16 protein-coding genes and 1 pseudogene are annotated in these 16403 nt (G+C 50.6%); all 17 read left to right on the top strand.

Going from position 1 to position 16403, the window contains the following annotated elements; all coding sequences use genetic code 11:
* Positions 1-16: 16 nt before the first annotated feature.
* The 17 genes and pseudogenes from tssA (at position 17) to K7H21_RS15765 (ending at position 16386) form a co-directional block, all read left to right on the top strand.
* Entirely contained in the window at positions 17-1624 is a 1608-nt protein-coding gene (gene tssA / locus K7H21_RS15845; RefSeq protein WP_142445344.1) for a type VI secretion system protein TssA, read from the top strand.
* A 33-nt stretch (positions 1625-1657) separates the two neighbouring features.
* The gene (gene tssF, locus K7H21_RS15840) at positions 1658-3427 is read left to right on the top strand and encodes a type VI secretion system baseplate subunit TssF (RefSeq protein ID WP_223035210.1); all 1770 of its coding nucleotides are present in this window, start codon (positions 1658-1660) and stop codon (positions 3425-3427) included.
* Positions 3391-4473: a type VI secretion system baseplate subunit TssG gene (gene tssG / locus K7H21_RS15835; RefSeq protein ID WP_223035209.1), complete on the top strand. Its 1083-nt coding sequence runs from the start codon at positions 3391-3393 to the stop codon at positions 4471-4473. The genes tssF and tssG overlap by 37 nt, the downstream gene beginning before the upstream one ends.
* A 156-nt stretch (positions 4474-4629) precedes the next feature.
* Entirely contained in the window at positions 4630-5154 is a 525-nt protein-coding gene (gene tssJ, locus K7H21_RS15830; RefSeq protein ID WP_139529475.1) for a type VI secretion system lipoprotein TssJ, read from the top strand.
* Positions 5155-5158: 4 nt separating this feature from the next.
* Positions 5159-7480, top strand: a complete 2322-nt coding sequence (locus tag K7H21_RS15825) for a type VI secretion system Vgr family protein (RefSeq protein ID WP_223035208.1) — start codon at positions 5159-5161, stop codon at positions 7478-7480.
* A 2-nt stretch (positions 7481-7482) separates the two neighbouring features.
* The gene (locus K7H21_RS15820) at positions 7483-7968 is read left to right on the top strand and encodes a DUF4123 domain-containing protein (RefSeq protein ID WP_142445339.1); all 486 of its coding nucleotides are present in this window, start codon (positions 7483-7485) and stop codon (positions 7966-7968) included.
* A 38-nt stretch (positions 7969-8006) separates the two neighbouring features.
* Positions 8007-8816, top strand: coding sequence for a hypothetical protein (locus tag K7H21_RS15815; RefSeq protein WP_223035207.1), 810 nt, complete (start codon positions 8007-8009; stop codon positions 8814-8816).
* Positions 8801-9328 (top strand): hypothetical protein, encoded by a 528-nt coding sequence (locus K7H21_RS15810; RefSeq protein ID WP_142445337.1) that lies wholly within the window; start codon positions 8801-8803, stop codon positions 9326-9328. The genes K7H21_RS15815 and K7H21_RS15810 overlap by 16 nt, the downstream gene beginning before the upstream one ends.
* Entirely contained in the window at positions 9312-10043 is a 732-nt protein-coding gene (locus tag K7H21_RS15805; protein ID WP_142445336.1) for a hypothetical protein, read from the top strand. The genes K7H21_RS15810 and K7H21_RS15805 overlap by 17 nt, the downstream gene beginning before the upstream one ends.
* Positions 10044-10121: 78 nt before the next feature.
* Positions 10122-10619, top strand: coding sequence for a type VI secretion system lipoprotein TssJ (gene tssJ / locus K7H21_RS15800; protein ID WP_142445335.1), 498 nt, complete (start codon positions 10122-10124; stop codon positions 10617-10619).
* Positions 10620-10654: 35 nt separating this feature from the next.
* Positions 10655-11011, top strand: a pseudogene (locus K7H21_RS15795) (contractile injection system protein, VgrG/Pvc8 family); the annotation flags it as partial.
* A complete protein-coding gene (locus K7H21_RS29245; RefSeq protein ID WP_275955094.1) occupies positions 11011-12939 on the top strand; it encodes a phospholipase D-like domain-containing protein in 1929 nt (642 codons plus the stop codon). The pseudogene K7H21_RS15795 and the gene K7H21_RS29245, both read left to right, overlap by 1 nt.
* A gap of 15 nt (positions 12940-12954) precedes the next feature.
* A complete protein-coding gene (locus K7H21_RS15785; RefSeq protein WP_142467975.1) occupies positions 12955-13452 on the top strand; it encodes a DUF6402 family protein in 498 nt (165 codons plus the stop codon).
* 1 nt (position 13453) lies between these two features.
* Complete coding sequence (locus K7H21_RS29225; RefSeq protein WP_087829218.1) at positions 13454-13636, top strand: DUF6402 family protein; 183 nt, start codon at positions 13454-13456, stop codon at positions 13634-13636.
* Positions 13633-14001 carry a DUF6201 family protein gene (locus K7H21_RS15775; protein WP_087829217.1) on the top strand — a complete coding sequence of 123 codons (369 nt, stop codon included), beginning with the start codon at positions 13633-13635 and terminating at the stop codon, positions 13999-14001. Before K7H21_RS29225 ends, K7H21_RS15775 begins: the two co-directional genes overlap by 4 nt.
* Before the next feature lie 568 nt (positions 14002-14569).
* A complete protein-coding gene (gene tssE, locus K7H21_RS15770) occupies positions 14570-15019 on the top strand; it encodes a type VI secretion system baseplate subunit TssE (RefSeq protein WP_087829216.1) in 450 nt (149 codons plus the stop codon).
* 23 nt (positions 15020-15042) lie between these two features.
* The gene (locus K7H21_RS15765) at positions 15043-16386 is read left to right on the top strand and encodes a VasL domain-containing protein (RefSeq protein ID WP_195729632.1); all 1344 of its coding nucleotides are present in this window, start codon (positions 15043-15045) and stop codon (positions 16384-16386) included.
* Positions 16387-16403: the final 17 nt, after the last annotated feature.

Here is a 16403-nt window from a genome sequence, read left to right as displayed (position 1 = left end):
ACAAAAGGGATAAAGAATGAGTTCACCGGAAGATCTGTTAAATGCCTGCGCCACCAGCCAGGAAGAAAGACAGCGTCTTATCTCCCGGGCAAATGATGCCCTGCCACTCTGGGATAACTGGCTACACCCGTTCACCTCCGGGTCTGAAACCGGGGATGACCCCGCATACGATGATAATTTTCAGCTGATGCGTGAAGAGATCAATAAGATTTCAGGTACTGATTCAGCGCTGTTGTGCGAGCTGGCCCAGAAGTGTCTTTGCGAATGTGCCAAAGACATACGTGTTGTGACCTGGTACGTGCAGGCCCGACTCAGTCGCGACGGTGAAAAAGGGTTGTCCGAAGGCTTACTGCTTCTTGCTGCGATGCTGACCCGCTACGGGCAGGCCTGCCATCCCCGGCGCCCCACTGCCCGGAAAGCGGCGCTGGAGTGGCTGAACAGTGTAAAAGTGATTGATGCACTGCTGTTATGGCCGGAAGTCGACTGCAATGATGCCGGTCTGACGGCGGGAGCCATAAGCCTGCTTGAATCCACAGTGGCAGACTGGCCGGAAGCCGAGAAACCGTCCTTTGCAGGGATTTGTACCGCGCTTGAAAACCGCCTGGCACGTTCGGGTGGTATGGAAGCGCTGGTCCCCCAGAACAGCAGTACTCAGGAGCACGGGCGTGAAGCTGCCCACTCGGATTCACCACAACTGTCAGCGGTAAAATCCGGCCGCGATTTACTCGACCAGGCAAAGTTACTTTCCCGCTGGCTGAGCGAGCAGCCGCAGGGCTGGCTGGCGTCTCACCGGCTGATAAAGACCGTGCGTTGGGATACGGTCGATCAGATCCCTCCGCTGGACAGTAGCGGGCGCACCCGTCTGGTACCACCGAAGGCCGAGTACCGGGCTCAACTCAAGCGGCTCTACCTTCAGAAAAACTGGACTGAACTGGTTGAGCAGGCCAGCCAGATGTTTTGCGAGGGAGTGAATCATTTCTGGCTCGATCTCCAGTGGTATCTCTGGCAGGGGCTCAGCCATGCCGGTCACCCGTGGGATGCCTGGACAAACTCCGTCCTTCTCGATCTGCGGCTTCTTCTTCAGCGCCTTCCTGGCCTTGAAGGGCTGGCATGGAATGACGGAACTTCCTTCGCTGATGAAGTCACCACCGCCTGGATCGCTGAAAAAGTGAATGAGGAAGGCCAGCTGTACGGTGATGAACCGGCCACCGTTGTTAATAGCCAGTCTGACGATGTGCTGCTTCTTGAATCCGAAGCTATGGAAAAAGGTGACGCGGAAGGACCTGAGGCGGCGCTTGCCTGGCTCCAGTCCCGACCGGGGATGGACACACCACGCCATCGCTGGCTGATACGCCTGCTGATGGCCCGGGTGGCAGAGCAGTATGGTCGAAACGATATGGCGCTTCATCTTCTTGGCGAACTGACCACCAGTGCGCCGCAGTTGACGCTGGAAGACTGGGAACCTGCACTGTTGTTTGAAGTCCAGGCTCGCCGCCTGAAACTGCTGCGCCTGAAAGCCGGTCGCAGCGAATCCGATAAAGCCCGTCTGATGCCTGAGATGGATACGCTACTGGCGGGTCTGATCGCCATCGATCCGGCCCGCGCCATGGTGCTCTGTGGCTAATGTTTTTTTTAATCATTTTCAGGAATGCCGTGCATGGATGATTTAACCCTGCGCTATTACGAAGCAGAGATGCGCTACCTGCGAGAAGCCGGTAAAGAGTTTGCCCTCGCCCATCCGGATCGGGCTGCGATGCTTAATCTAGATAAACCCGGCGCCCGCGATCCCTACGTGGAACGTCTGTTTGAAGGCTTTGCCTTCCTGATGGGTCGTCTGCGTGAAAAGCTGGATGATGACCTGCCGGAACTGACCGAAGGGCTCGTGAGTCTGTTGTGGCCGCACTATATGCGGACCATCCCGTCGCTGGCCATCGTTGAGTTCTCCCCTGACTGGCGTAGTCTGCGTCAGGCCGAAATGCTGGCGGAAGGCTTCTCCGTTCTGTCACGGCCTGTCGGGCCGCATAAAACCGCCTGTCAGTACCGGACGACCCGCGATGTACCGCTACAACCACTTCATCTTGCGGACGCGCGCCTGCACACGGAAACCGATGGCCGCTCTGCTATCCGTCTGCGCCTCGAATGCCCTGAAAAAGTGGACTGGAGTAAAGCCGGGATCGACAAGGTCGCCATATTCCTTAACGCAGAGAGTCCGGTTAGCTCTGCGCTGCATCTGGCAATGACCCGTCGCGTCCACGCCATGTATGCCCGCCATGCAGGGACATACACCGAACGTCATCAGTTTGATGGCTGGTGCAAACCCATGGGCTTTGACGACAATGACGGCCTGTGGAAGAAAGCAGATACAGCCTTCAGCGGTTACCAACTGCTGCTGGAGTATTTCAGCTTCCGTCCGAAATTTATGTTTGTGGAGCTGCGCGGTCTCGACACCATCGGACTCACTGAAGCCAGCTCCTGGTTTGAAATCGACATCGTGCTAAGTGAAGCCTGGTCATCCGATCTGCCTTTTGAAACGGAAAACTTCCGGCTGCACTGTGTACCAGTTATCAATCTCTTCACCCTGGAAGCCGATCCGCTGACGCTTAACCCGCTGGACAACGAATACCTGCTCAGGCCGTTGCGCCTTCAGGATGGTCACACCGAGATTTACAGCGTCGATAATATCCATGGCGCGGTGAAGAATGGCAAACACCCCTATGTGCCATTCACCAGCTTCCGGCACCGTGGCGGAATGATGCGCCACGATGCACCAGAGCGTTATTTCCATACCCGTGTGAAGCGGGGTCCTTCCGGGCTGTATGACACCTGGTTGATCCTCGGCGGCCGCTCGTTCGAGCTGGAGCAGCTGTCTGAGAAACCAGAGTCGCTCTCGATGCGGATCACCGGTACCAATGGTCAGCTTCCGCGTAAGGCACTGGAAAGTACCCTGCTGGACAGGGTGGTCAAAACCGGGAAGGTGCCCGTCAGAGTACTGAACGTCTCCGCGCCGACAATGCCGCTGTATCCCCCTGCAAACGATCGTTTTCACTGGCGAGTGATGAGCCACCTCGGCTCAAACTTCCTCAGCATGATGGACAATCCTGAGGTTCTGCGGGGCACGCTGGCGCTCTATGACTGGACCGACGATGAAATGAACCGCCGTCGGCTCGACGCTATCGTCGCGGTGAAGCACACCCTGATCCGACGCTTTGAGAAGGGCTTTATGCTTCGGGGCGTGGACATAGAGGTCACGCTGAACATGGACAATTTTGCAGGCGAGGGCGATGTGAATCTCTTCGGCGAGATGCTGCATCGGTTCTTTGCGCTCTATGCGGATATTCACCTCTTTAACCAGCTCACGCTGGTGCTGCAACCGACAGGGAAACGACTGAGATGGCGCGAGAATCACAGCCAGCACGTACCGGGCTGACACTGGTCCTGAGCAAAGATATCTGGCGGGCCAATTTTTATCGTTTCTGCCAACTGCTGGAACAGGAAAACCCGGATGCGCCGAAACTGGGCACCACCAGCCATCCGGCCAACGATCCGGTACGATTCAGGCCCTGGCCTGGTATGGGATTCCCGGTCAGTACCCTGAAAGCGGTGGAGACCGACGAAGACAACCCGACATTGCCCCCAACGGTCCGTACGACATTTTTGGGGATGTATGGCGTGGACTCCCCTCTGCCAACGTCCTGGCTGGACGACATTGCGCAGCGCCGCGAAGGGCACGAGGCAGTCACCTCATTTCTGGATATTTTCAGCCACCGCATTACCACCCAGTACTATCGGATCTGGCGAAAATACGCGTACCCGGCCACCTTCGAGGCAGGTGGCCGCGATGCCACATCTCAGTGTCTGCTGGGGCTGGTGGGACTCGGTATACCGGGAACGGCTGAGCAGGTGGCAACGCCGGTTTCCCGCTTTCTGGCCCTGCTGGGCACCATGCGATTACCCACTCGCAATGCAGAAGGCATCCGGGCCCTGGTGAGCCTGTTGGCACCGAATACCCGGGCAATTATCACCGAACCGGATCCGGTGAAGGTCTATATCGATATCCGTAGCGGGCTGGGTGCCGGAAAGCGCATCCGCCTTTCGCAGCGGGCCACGCTGGGCAAAACCGCAAAAGAAGCATGCAGCCGGGTACTGTTGACGCTGGAAACGAAAGATCCGGTCGAGGCGGAAGGCTGGTTGCCTGGTGGTTTGCTCCATACCGATTTGCTGGTTCTGTTACGCGTTTATCTCGGCTACCGCAGTGATGCCCGACTGCGTCTCACCGTCCCCGTTCGATTGCTGCCTGAGCCTCGCCTTGACAAAGGCAGGCGCATTCAACTGGGTCGCACCGGTTTGCTCGGCCTGAAAGCAGGCAAACTCAGCAATAGCCGGGAGAGTCTCACCGTCAATCTGGGCTGCTATGAAGGGTTGCAATGCTCTGCTTTAACCCCCGCTGAAGACGGACATTACCGCTTCGACTAATCATCAATCATTCATTCTCCCCAAAATAATTCTGATTGCAGGAAGGCGGCAAACGCATGAGTCCCCGGGAGTATAGATAACTATGTGACCGGGGCGAGCGCGTGCAGCCAACGCATCTGCAATCAGAAGTATGAAGGGGATAAAAGGAACTTTTGAATGGCAACAATAACCCGCTGCTGGGCGCTAACGCTTATTGCCTGTAGCCTGCTCGCAGGCTGCGGTCTGACTCAGACCGTCACGGACGGTACGGTTAGCATCACGAAATCCATTTTCTACAAGAAAATTAAAACGCTGCATCTGGATTTTACCCCGCGCTCGGCCATCAACGCCGATGGCGCACAGACCCCGCTGGCGGCAATGGTGAGGGTCTGGCAGCTCAGGGATCGTAAAGCGGTTGATGCCGCCGATTACCAGACACTGCTGCGTAATGCCGATACGATACTTAAAGACGACGTACTGGCGTCAAAATCGCTGCTGGTGATGCCCAAAGGCAGCGTGACGCTCAATATGCCCATGGATGAAGACGCTCAGTTCGTGGCTGTGGTGGGACTGTTTAACCGCCCGGATCAGAAGGACAACCGCTGGCGCCTGGTGCTGACCCGTGACGACCTCGACCCGGACAAACCCCGCACGATTGAACTGGGTGAGGGCTGGCTCAGCCTCGTGCCGGTGAAGGAGTGACGTGATGGATAACTGGTTAGCGCTTTTTGACGGACAGACCCGTTACTTTCTGGATATCAATGACAGTTCGGTGAAGCCGGATGTTCTGCGCTTTTACGGCAGGGAAGCACTGAGCGAACCCTTCCGGTGGGACATCGAGTTCACAACGCTTCAGGCGAACATCCCCCCGGAACAGGTGCTGATGAAATATGCCACCTTCCGGATGCGGAGCGGCAAAAGTGTTCACGGCATGGTGACCCGCCTGGAATGGCTGTCCACATCAAAAGACCAGTCTCACTACCGGCTCACGCTCAGTTCCCGCCTGACGCTCCTGGGATACACCCGGCAGTGCGCCGTGTTTCAGAACCAGTCCGTTCCGGAAGTGGTGGAGCAGGTGCTGCGCAAGCACGGGCTGGAGGGAGCTGATTTTGACTTCCGCCTGGAGCGCACCTACCCGCCGCGTGAAATTATCACCCAGTGGCGGGAAACGGACCTGGAGTTTATCCGGCGCATTCTGTCCGAGGTGGGGATTTACTGGCGTACGGAGATGGACGACACCCGTGAGCTGGATACGTACATTTTTGCCGACAGCCAGCTTAACTACCGGTTTGACGTGCGCCTGCCGTACAGCGAACCATCAGGCCTGTTTGACGGCGCGGCAGAATCGGTCTGGGATGTGCGGACCTGGCACAACATCGCCACCGGCTCTGTCGTCACGCGGAATTACAACTACCGGACCGCCACCACGCCGATGGATGCGGCGGTGAGTGTGCGCAGTGATGCGGTCACCTCCGGGGAGCATTACCGCTACGCGGCACCGTATCGTGAAGCGGGCGATGACGCCGGCCCGGAGCCGGAAACCGAATCTGGCGCGTTCTACGCCCGACTTCACCACGAGCGGGAGCTCAACAGGTCTGCCCGCATTCACCTGTTCAGCAATGCTGCACACCTCACACCCGGGCAGGTGCTGGAGCCGCAGGGCGACGTCATTACGGCCCTGCAAGAGGGTGTTGTCCTCACGCTGGTGACCTTCCGGGGTGCCCGTGATTCCCGTCTGCATGTGTCGCTATGGGGCATGCCTTACACCGAACGGTACTGTTTCCGCCCGGTGGAAATCCCGCGACCGAAAATCCACGGCACGCTTCCGGCCCGGATTGAGAGCCGGGAGAAGAACGATATCTACGCACACCTGGACGAACAGGGGCGCTACCGGGTGAAGCTCGACTTCGACCGGGAAGGGACGGAACCCGGGTACGGCTACCTGTGGCTGCGGATGGCGAAGCCGTATGCAGGAGACACGCTGGGCTGGCACACGCCGCTCATCGACGGGACCGAAGTGGCGATAGCGTACAGCAGTGGTGATATTGACCTGCCGTATATCGCCTGTGCGCTACACGACTCGGAGCACCCGGACCACATCACCCGCGACAACCACACCCGCAATGTGCTGCGCACCCCGGCGAACAACAAGCTGCGGATGGAAGACAGGCGTGGTGAGGAGCACATCAAGCTCGCCACGGAATACGGCAAGACGCAGCTCAACAGCGGGAACCTGGTGGACAGCAAGGGGCAACTTCGCGGTCAGGGCACCGAGCTGCGCACCGATGAGTGGGGAACCCTGCGGGCAGGCAAGGGACTTTTTGTCGCTGCGGATGCGCAGGCGAAAGCCCAGGGTGAGGCCCTGGATATAGATGCCGCGCTGAAGGAAATCGACAGGCTTAATCAGCAGCTGCAGCAGCTGGAAATCGCCGCGGAACAGGCGCAGGCGCTGAAGGGGGATGTCGACAGCCATATACAGATGTTCGAGCAGCGTCTTAAACCGCTCAATGAAGCGGTGCTTTTCTCGGCACCGGAAGGCATGGCTCTGACCAGCGGGGAAGATATGCAGCTGGCCGCTGGCCGGAACCTGGCGCTTAACGCCGGGGGCGATATCAGCGTCGGAACGATGGGCAATCTGACCACTCTGGCCGGAGAAAAGCTGGGGCTCTTTGCCCGTACCGGACAACTGAGCCTGAAATCCGGAGAAGGGCCAATCGATGTTCAGGCGCAAAACGCTAACATGCGGTTGTTTGCTGAGAAGAAGCTGACGCTGAGCTCAGCGAGTGACATCTCCTTTGCCGGAAAAAAACGTATCACGCTGATCGGCGGCGGAAGCTATCTGCGACTTGAGGCCGGGAAGGTGGAGTACGGGACGACGGCGACGTATATGCGGAAGGTAAAAAGGACGATGGCTGCGGGTCCATCGCCTCTTAGCTTAATGCCCTCTTTTAGTCGGCGCGGAATATGTTTGAGCTGCCTTCTTGAAGCTGCTGAAAGTGGCGCACCAATAGTAATTAAAGGGGCGTAATTATGATTAATGATATGACTGAACATATGTTCTCGTTGCAACGAGAAGAAAATTCACGAAAGCTATATGTTCTTGTTGATGGTGCTCAATATGAGCGATTTTATTCAGATGAATTATATGAAAGCAAGAGTGTTAAGTCGCTATTCGAACATTCTGAAGATAGAAAAATTGCATTTGCAGGCCCTTGGCTGCTTGATATTACAATCTTAGGTAGTGACTGGCTGAAAAAAATAAACGCTCTTGAGCTGAAATATCCTTCAGTTTCTTGGATGTTAAGTTCATTGGCTATTAATGATTTGGTGCTTCATTTAAATGGAAATTTAAAAATTGTTCTGCCAAATAATGAAATTGCCATGCTGCGATATTATGATCCGCGAGTACTTATTTACTTGCCTGACGTATTGACTAAAGAACAGTTTCAGTCATTTACAACTGGAATAGTTGCGTGGGGATTTCTCTATGAAGATGAATACCATTACATTATATAACTTACGGTTCACAACTCTGACAAAAAAGGATGTATTTAATGGGAATAAGTGGAGGCATTCAAAGTCCATCTGAGGTGGCTAGGTGCGAAGATCCTGCAATAAGTGCGACGCTACCATGCGCTTCTTGCTGGAGTAAGGACTATACCAAGGAGATTCAAGTATACACAGGAAAAAGGTATTCGGATCAGTTGAACGTGGCTGGCGAATCGTATGATTATAATTTTGGAACAGTCCAGTATAAATTAAAAATTCTCTGTAAAACTAAAAAAATAGTTGTTGTAGAAATCAGATTCAAAATTGAATCTGATGATGCTGTAAATGATTCGGCTGTAGCGCAAGCTAAAAAATCATTAACAGAAGGAGTCAAGAAATATTGGGGTAATCAGTTTTTATTAAAAATCTCCGACCCTAAATGTGGGACACAAATACTACCGATCGAGTTTAAAGTACTATTTGTGAATTCTGATGAACACTATATATTAAAAATACACGATAAATATGATCGTGAAGGTGTCACGGGAAATGTCCTCGATGTATCGAAAGATACTGGTCCATGGACATATGCCCACGAATTCGGTCATTGCTATGGGTTACCTGATGAATATGGATACAATCCTGACGCAGAAGAGAATGATCAAGTAGTTTACTATAAACCGGATCGGTCTCTTGATTCACCAATTTCTGTTCCTTATAATGGAGGAGATCCGAGTGATCCAGCTTCAACGATTATGGCTGCATATGGGAATACTATTATTCTGAAAAGACATGGATGGATTATAGCTATTGAAGCGAATGAGATTTTTAATGAACGTGGTTTAGGAAGGAGGATAATATGCGATATAGTATAATTCTAAGCTTATTAACTTCTTTATATACATCAATTTCTTTAGCAGAGGCCCCAAAAATGAAAGATAACAATTTTTTCACTATTAGTGTTAGTTGCAGCGGTCAGAAAGAATGTATATACAAAAATCAGAGTGAAATTCCTGTCATTGTGAGTATTCAGAATATATATTCCAAAGGTTACTATATTCCTTTGGAATATATTAAGAAAACTGGACCTAGTATCAAATTAACTGATCGCGGAAATAAAAGTAGCATGCCACTCAAGCCAAATCTAGTTAGTTGGGATTTAAAGAAAAAAATGACTTACATCCCTGAGGGGGGGTATATTGAATTTACGTGGACTCTTTTGGATAGAGATATTTCATCATTTATAAATGATGGAAACCTTAATGTTGATGCTGATTTCAAGATCAGAACAAAAATATATGACGATAAAGAAATGGAAATTGGTGATTTTATTTCTCTGTCAAAATTATTTATAAAAGGAAGTAACCTAAATGAAGATAAACGCTGACCAGCTCGCATTGCTAGATTCGTACTCATCTAATTCTTATGCTAGTGAGCTAGTGAAGCATTGCAAATCTATCTTTCCGTTGATATATGATTCACTGCATGAAAAAACATTAAGAACTAATATTGCAAAACTAATTGAGACGGCAGGGAGGTCAAAGGTTACTCAACGTGGTCCCCTTCAGCTTTACTTCGATATGGCTGTTACGCTAGGTTCTGAGTTTGAAACTGATCCAATGTACTCAGATTTTAGTTTTGAGTCAGACCAATCCCCGATGAAAAATCAATTGGAAATATCTTTATCTCTTCATGAAAAATTTAGCACCTATATCGAGAATGTCATTGGGGAAGATAGCAAACATGCAAAAAACTTTCTTACCAGCTTAGAAGTTGAGATGTTCTCAAACATACATAAAATTAATTTTATAGAAAGTATGCATAAATTATTATGTGATATTTACCCTCAGAAGTACGAATTCTTGGGGCGAGATAAAATAAATGCCCTGATAGAGCTGGGCACTAAAAAATTCAAATATGATAATGCTAGGGCAAAGATACAAGCCATATATATTATGTTAATGTTTGTTATCGGGCATGGCTTTGAAAAAGATTTATTCCATCAGAATGAGAATATTTTCAATAGTAATGCCCATGATGATTTTTACATATTAAAATCCAAAGGATTTATTGTACGGTTCATTAATGCACTGGTTTTATAGAATTAATAAATCAGATTTCGGGTAAGTATCCCCGTATCTGGTTGTGTTTTCAGGCAATTCGCATGCTTTCAGGCATACCTGCTTTCGGCATTTTGTTCAGCGCTCGCAGGCTGCGGTCTGATCCAGACTGTCACGGACGGTACGGTCAGCATCACGAAATTCATCTTCTACAAGAAAATCAAAACACTGCATCTGGATTTTACCCCGCGTACGGCCATTAACGCCGATGGCGCACAGACACCGCTGGCGACGATGGTGAGAGTCTATCAGCTCAGGGATCGTAAAGCGGTTGATGCCGTCGATTACCAGACGCAGCTTCGCAATGCTAATAGGGTACTTAAAGACGACGTACTGGCGTCAAAATCGCTGCTGGTGATGTCCAAAGGCAGCGTGGCGCTCAATATGCCCATGGATGAAGACGCTCAGTTCGTGGCTGTGGCGGGACTGTTTAACCGCCCGGATCAGAAGGACAACCGCTGGCGCCTGGTGCTGACCCGTGACGACCTGGACCCGGACAAACCCCGCACGATTGAACTGGGTGATGGCTGGCTCAGCCTCGTGCCGGTGAAGGAGTGACGTGATGGATAACTGTATGCCCATGGATGAAGACGCTCAGTTCCCGTCTGGCGCTCCTGGGATACACCCGACAGTGCGCGGTATATCAGAACCAGTCCGTTCCTGAGGTGGTTGAGCAGGTGCTGCGTAAACACGGTCTGAAAGGTCCTGATTTTGAATTCAGACTGGAGCATACATATCCGCCGCGTGAAATTATCACCCAGTGGCGGGAAACGGACCTGGAGTTTATCCGGCGCATTCTGTCCGAGGTGGGGATTTACTGGCGCACGGAGATGGACGGCACCCGTGAGCTGGATACGTACATTTTTGCCGACAGCCAGCTTAACTACCGGTTTGACGTGCGACTGCCGTACAGCGAGCCCTCGGGTCTGTTCGACGGCGCGGAAAATGCGTGATTGTTGATGAAGAAGTTGCGTTTGTCGGCGGTATTAACCTGGCTTACGGACGCTATGATAACCATTATGGTTTGCAGGCAAATGCAGACGGACGACAGGGGATGAATATGTACAATTCGTGCATCCCGCCTGTTTCGCGGCAAAGCAGTTACAACCCCATGGAGGAATATGTCATCCCGGCAGGGGGATTCCGGCGGGATAACCAGCAGGATGAACGGCAAAAAGCTGAGCGTCGGCAGGCTGACAGTGTACAGCACATTATCGATAACGTGCTCAGCCATCAGCACTTGCAGTCATCCGCCACGTCAAAGGACAGTACCTATCTGGACCCGACGGTCCAGCCCCGGATGCCCTGGCAGGACTACCAAATGCAAATTGAAGGGCCAGCGGTTTATGACCTGGTGCGTAACTTTGTGTTTCGCTGGAACAGTTATAGTCACCCCTATCCGGATCATTCGCTGAAAACCTCTGTTCCTGAACTGGAGGTTCCGGCAGCACCGCCACAGAAAAAAGGCAGCTGCCAGGTGCAGGTGCTGCGCAGTGCCTCACTCGACATGCGCAAAGATGAACATAAACGTATGCCGGACAGCGCACCAAAGGCCAGGCTCAAACAGGATGATATCCTACGCAGTATCCACCTGCTTATCAGCAAGGCGGAGCACTATATTTATATTGAGAATCAGTTCTTTGTCTCGGCGTTTGGGGCGTCGTCTATTGACCCTGAGAGTAAGTTAAGTCCGGTGGCCAAAAGCATTAGTCCTTCCTTGGATACTTGGGCAACCCGGCTCTTGCCTGATGATGAAACACCGCAAAATCCGGTGGCGGAATGGCTAGGAGACCGGATTAAACGGGCAATCTTTAGTCATATGCAGCAGGCGTTCCATGTGTATATTGTACTGCCGGTGTATCCTGAGGGGCGGCTTGATGATCCGGCCATTGTGGCGCAAATTCATTTAACCCGACAGTCGTTGGTCTTTGGTTCGCAGAGCCTGCTTAACCGTATTCGCCGTAGCTTATGGGTAAAACAACAACTTGAACTACAGACGGTCCCGCGAAGGGAGTGGTGGAAGAAAATCACTGAACTGGAAGAGCAGTGCGGCGATAAGTATAAAACCATTCCACTGGAAGCATGCAATGAGTATGTGACGCTGCTGAATCTGCGCGACCACGTTGAACTAAACGGCAGGGCGGTAACAGAGCAGATATATGTCCACAGTAAACTGATGATTGTCGATGACCGCTATGTTCTGGTAGGAAGTGCGAATATCAATGACCGGAGTCTGCAAGGTGACCGGGACTCCGAGCTGGCGGTACTGATATCCGATACAGCCCATTGTTATACAGACCTAGATGGGACGGGCGTTGCTGCACCGACCCGAAACTTTGCGCGAGAATTGAGACAAAATGCATGGCGTAAATGGCTGGGCAGCGCAGCGGGAGAGTGTGCAGATGTGCTGGATAAACCGGCACTGAAAAAAGGCTGGGAGAAGATTCAGATGTTGGCGAAAAAAAATGCTGAGACCTATGAAATAGTGTTTGATTTTATTCCGAAAAATTATATTGACAGCCATCCCTATCCTGCTGAAATAACACCTTCTGTTTCTGATGCCGAAAGCACAAAAACTAATGAAATACCCGCCTCAATATGGCCAGTAATGTACACGGGTGACAAGATTAAAAGTTTTGTAAGGAGTAGCATGCCCTTCTCAGAGATTGTCTGGCGAAATTATAAATTTCAGAACGACGGTTCCCTGCATGCAATTAAAGGTTATTTCACTGCTCTGCCTATATACTGGACCGAAGGAGAGAATAACATGATTCGATATAATATGCGGCTCATTGCTAGCAATGCAGTATCTGCTGACGATACACAGCTGTTAGCGGATAACAGTGCCGGTGATAATAATGAGGTAAATCAGGCATGAAGGGACTACCACCACTTGTTATACTTGGTTGCCTTGTTTATTCTGATTGTATTACAAATTAATTGTGACATAATTAAAATGCCATGGGCAATTCAATATGAACAGGTTAAAAATGGAATAAACGAACTCTCCCGTATATGGAAAAGTGAAAAACGCATTAAGCGGTTGAAGTTTCAATTAGGTAAGAAAGGTTCGCTTGAAAAAGAGGATATTGCGCTGGGTTATTCTGAACATATCAAGGAGCTTGATGCGAATGCCCAGGTCAACATCTTAGTAATTGGTAGCAAGTTCGATACTGTGAATGAATGGTATGGTGCTAAGGGGAACTCTACTTTGAAAGTATGCATTCGTGGAAAAACAAGTAAAAGTGGAAGTGAGAATATATTTACCGTCGATAAATTAGGATTTTATCTCAAAGACACATATGATTTTGTTGACGAAGGCAAGACTCCAGAACCACTTGGCATTTGGAGTAAAAACAGAATATTAGACAAAACAGAATCCGCATTATAATATGTCAACTTATTTATCTGGCGTTTGGGGCGTATTGGCAAGAGATTTTACTGGTTTTGTTCCAGTTTTCAACGCGGACTTTAGAAAATGGCAGACTAAGCATAACACTGGAGGTGATTTTATAGTGCTTTCAGATGTTTTATGGCTGGAGCCCTTACCAAAGGATAAGGTGATTGTTTTATGATGAAGCGAGTTTCTAGTGCGTTATTTATCGTGGTATTATTGGTTGCATGGATCATTCTACCATCAACAATTATTCCTTCTTCATATTCAAAAGTATTTGAGATTAATAGCCCTGACAATGAATATAAAGTAATTGTTTACCATGGAGGAATAATTTCCCCTATGTCACTTTATAAGTACTTAAAGGATGAGGATTATTTTTTCATTATTTACAATGCATCCGGTGAGGTGGTTTTTAAACCATCACCGTATTATGGTACTTCCAACATGGGAGCATATGACGGTATAGAATTCCAGTACGGTGATAGCCATTCTTTACTTTACCCAGGACCAGAAGGCTATGAATCATACGAATTCACTAAGTGACATAAATCCGTAAACATGGAGATAATTAGGGGCAATATATGATTTTCAATATTAGTTTAAGAAGTGATCAATCATTCCGGATCGTTTCCTGAGGTCAAAATGCCCGATAGAAAATTCCCATCTTTATAGGAAATTCTTACTGGCAATAGTTGGAAAAATATGAAATTTGGGAAAAATAAAACCGTTGCAGTAAATATTTTAATTGCAGTCCTTGGATGCATTTTTGTTGTCACTGCCCATTATTTCGGCTACAAATGGCATATGGATCATTTCACACCTCGAAGTAGAGGTGTCGGTCTTGGATTTGTAATGTTATACATGCGGTATATTATTATTTCAATAATATTTCTCTCAGCCTTCATTAAACTAAAATATCCATCCTTGGCGTGGCTTTTGTATTTGTGTTTTATACATGGTATGGAACAAATCCACTTCGTGTAATGTTGATGTTTGGTTCCTCATTATCCGGTTACGCCATAATTATTTTTGCAAAAAATTAAAAGAAATATTGAGTAATTCCTATCCCTTAGGACCTAAGCCTCTATCATTTAAAATAATTCGATATGTTATGAATCAAAAAACGCCCTCCTTATATGAAATTCTTACTGGCAACTTTACAGGGGATCTTCCCCTTGAAGTTGTAAACGAAGAAGACCAGGTCATTTTATCTGTACTGGATAACATCCAGCGAATTTTGAACGCCCGTGCCGGAACCATAAGCCATTTACCAGATTATGGTTTGCCCGATATGACCAAAATTCTGCAAGGCATGCCTGGAACTGCCCACGAGCTGATCGATACGCTGGCGGCTGTTCTGCTCAAATACGAACCCCGTTTGCAGTCACTCAATGTCACCTTACTCGAACAGCAAGTGCCTGGAGAATTGCGCTACGCCATTGATGCGGAACTGAGAGGCATAGGACTTGTACGGTATGGCACTGAGTTTATGCCTGAAGGTAAGGTACTGATCAGGCATCTGAAACAACGGCAGTATCTTGATGTCCGTTCCGCAATATAGTTCTGACTCTGGCTGAAACCATCATGACGACACATCCTGAGCGCTGCCTTAAAACCGGCGGTGACCCGCGTACGTTAGCGGATTACGCCGCGTTGCGCGATGAAATGAATAAACTGAGCCATCCGGCGCGCCCGGATGTCAACTGGCAGTACGCGGAAAAGCTCTGCTTGTCGCTGTTTGAACACAACGGCGTGGAATTGCAGACCGCCGCCTGGTACATACTAGCCCGCACGCAGTTGGCCGGGCTGTACGGTCTGAACGAAGGGCTGGCGATACTGGAAGCGCTGGTCGCCCGTCAGTGGGGCAATATGTGGCCGCAGCAGACGACTGCGCGAATGAAAATACTCAGTTCACTCAGTAAACGGCTGCAGCTGGCGATGCGTACTCTGTCCCTGAACTCTAACGATCTGAGCCAGCTTTACCAGGCCGAAGCGCACCTGACAGCTCTGGATGATGTGCTGCAGCGCCTGGAACTCAAACATGTCAGCCAGCTCAATGCCCTGTATACCCTGATGCACAACGTGGCGGTGCGGCTGGAAGACAGAGAAAATATAGAGGAGACCGTGTTGCGAACGAGCGCCACTACGCCTGAACCTTCATGCGACAGCCTCCCTGAACCGACCGAGCAGGTGAAATGGGTCTATGTCGCCGAGCCGGCACCGCAGACGGAAGCTGACGCGGTAACGGCATTGCCGCCGCCCGCGAAGCCCTGGAAACCCTTTGCCGCCGGGATGCTGACCATGATAGTGCTGGCCGGAGCCGCGGCGGGAGGATGGCTGGCAATGCATCCGTCCGAGACGGCCCAGCGGCAGTTTACCGCTATGCTTACTCCATTACCCGCGGCGCTTTCAGCCGAGCAGCTACGGTCGCTGCGACAACGCTCCCCTTCGCCGGAGACAGGTATAAAACAAACGCAGCAGCGGCTGGCGCAGCTTTTGCAGCTAAAACCGGACTGGGCCCTTGATTATGGCGACCATCTGGCGCAGCAGGCGCTGACATTATGGCCGGAACAGGCGAAACCGCTGGCGCGGCAATGGCAACAGCAGGTCAGCGCCGCCGCACTTCCCGCGGAGAATCTCAACGGCTGGCACCAGGGAATGATGCAGCTACAGCAGTTGACGAACCGGCTTAACGCGCTAGATGAGCAGAAGGGGGGGTATATTACGGTGAGTGAACTGAAGTCGGCGGTGTTTGCCATAACGCAGTCGTTCAGCCGGACCGTTCCGGCGGAAGAGCAGCTGCGGCAGCTGTCAGAACAGCCGCACAATCAGCCAGGGGCTTCGGCGCAGCAGAGCCAGACGGAACAACACCTGCAGCAACTGATTGCCCGCTATGCCGCGTTGAAACAAAAAAAATCGGCGGAATAACCCCGGGATCGCATCCG

The organism is Klebsiella sp. CTHL.F3a (genome assembly GCF_019890895.1).
Taxonomy (GTDB): Bacteria; Pseudomonadota; Gammaproteobacteria; order Enterobacterales; family Enterobacteriaceae; genus Klebsiella; species Klebsiella grimontii.
Note: the sequence above shows the minus strand (reverse complement) of the source record. Positions and strands in the feature narration are given on the sequence as shown.

Bases quoted from the DNA above. Each gene is read 5' to 3' on its own strand.
- K7H21_RS15765 (WP_195729632.1), top strand. From the start codon at position 15,043: ATGACGACACATCCTGAGCGCTGCCTTAAAACCGGCGGTGACCCGCGT.
- K7H21_RS29225 (WP_087829218.1), top strand. From the start codon at position 13,454: ATGTCAACTTATTTATCTGGCGTTTGGGGCGTATTGGCAAGAGATTTT.
- K7H21_RS15805 (WP_142445336.1), top strand. From the start codon at position 9,312: ATGAAGATAAACGCTGACCAGCTCGCATTGCTAGATTCGTACTCATCT.
- K7H21_RS15825 (WP_223035208.1), top strand. From the start codon at position 5,159: ATGGATAACTGGTTAGCGCTTTTTGACGGACAGACCCGTTACTTTCTG.
- K7H21_RS15810 (WP_142445337.1), top strand. From the start codon at position 8,801: ATGCGATATAGTATAATTCTAAGCTTATTAACTTCTTTATATACATCA.
- tssG (WP_223035209.1), top strand. From the start codon at position 3,391: ATGGCGCGAGAATCACAGCCAGCACGTACCGGGCTGACACTGGTCCTG.
- tssE (WP_087829216.1), top strand. From the start codon at position 14,570: ATGAATCAAAAAACGCCCTCCTTATATGAAATTCTTACTGGCAACTTT.
- tssF (WP_223035210.1), top strand. From the start codon at position 1,658: ATGGATGATTTAACCCTGCGCTATTACGAAGCAGAGATGCGCTACCTG.
- K7H21_RS15775 (WP_087829217.1), top strand. From the start codon at position 13,633: ATGATGAAGCGAGTTTCTAGTGCGTTATTTATCGTGGTATTATTGGTT.
- tssJ (WP_139529475.1), top strand. From the start codon at position 4,630: ATGGCAACAATAACCCGCTGCTGGGCGCTAACGCTTATTGCCTGTAGC.
- K7H21_RS15815 (WP_223035207.1), top strand. From the start codon at position 8,007: ATGGGAATAAGTGGAGGCATTCAAAGTCCATCTGAGGTGGCTAGGTGC.
- K7H21_RS15820 (WP_142445339.1), top strand. From the start codon at position 7,483: ATGATTAATGATATGACTGAACATATGTTCTCGTTGCAACGAGAAGAA.
- tssA (WP_142445344.1), top strand. From the start codon at position 17: ATGAGTTCACCGGAAGATCTGTTAAATGCCTGCGCCACCAGCCAGGAA.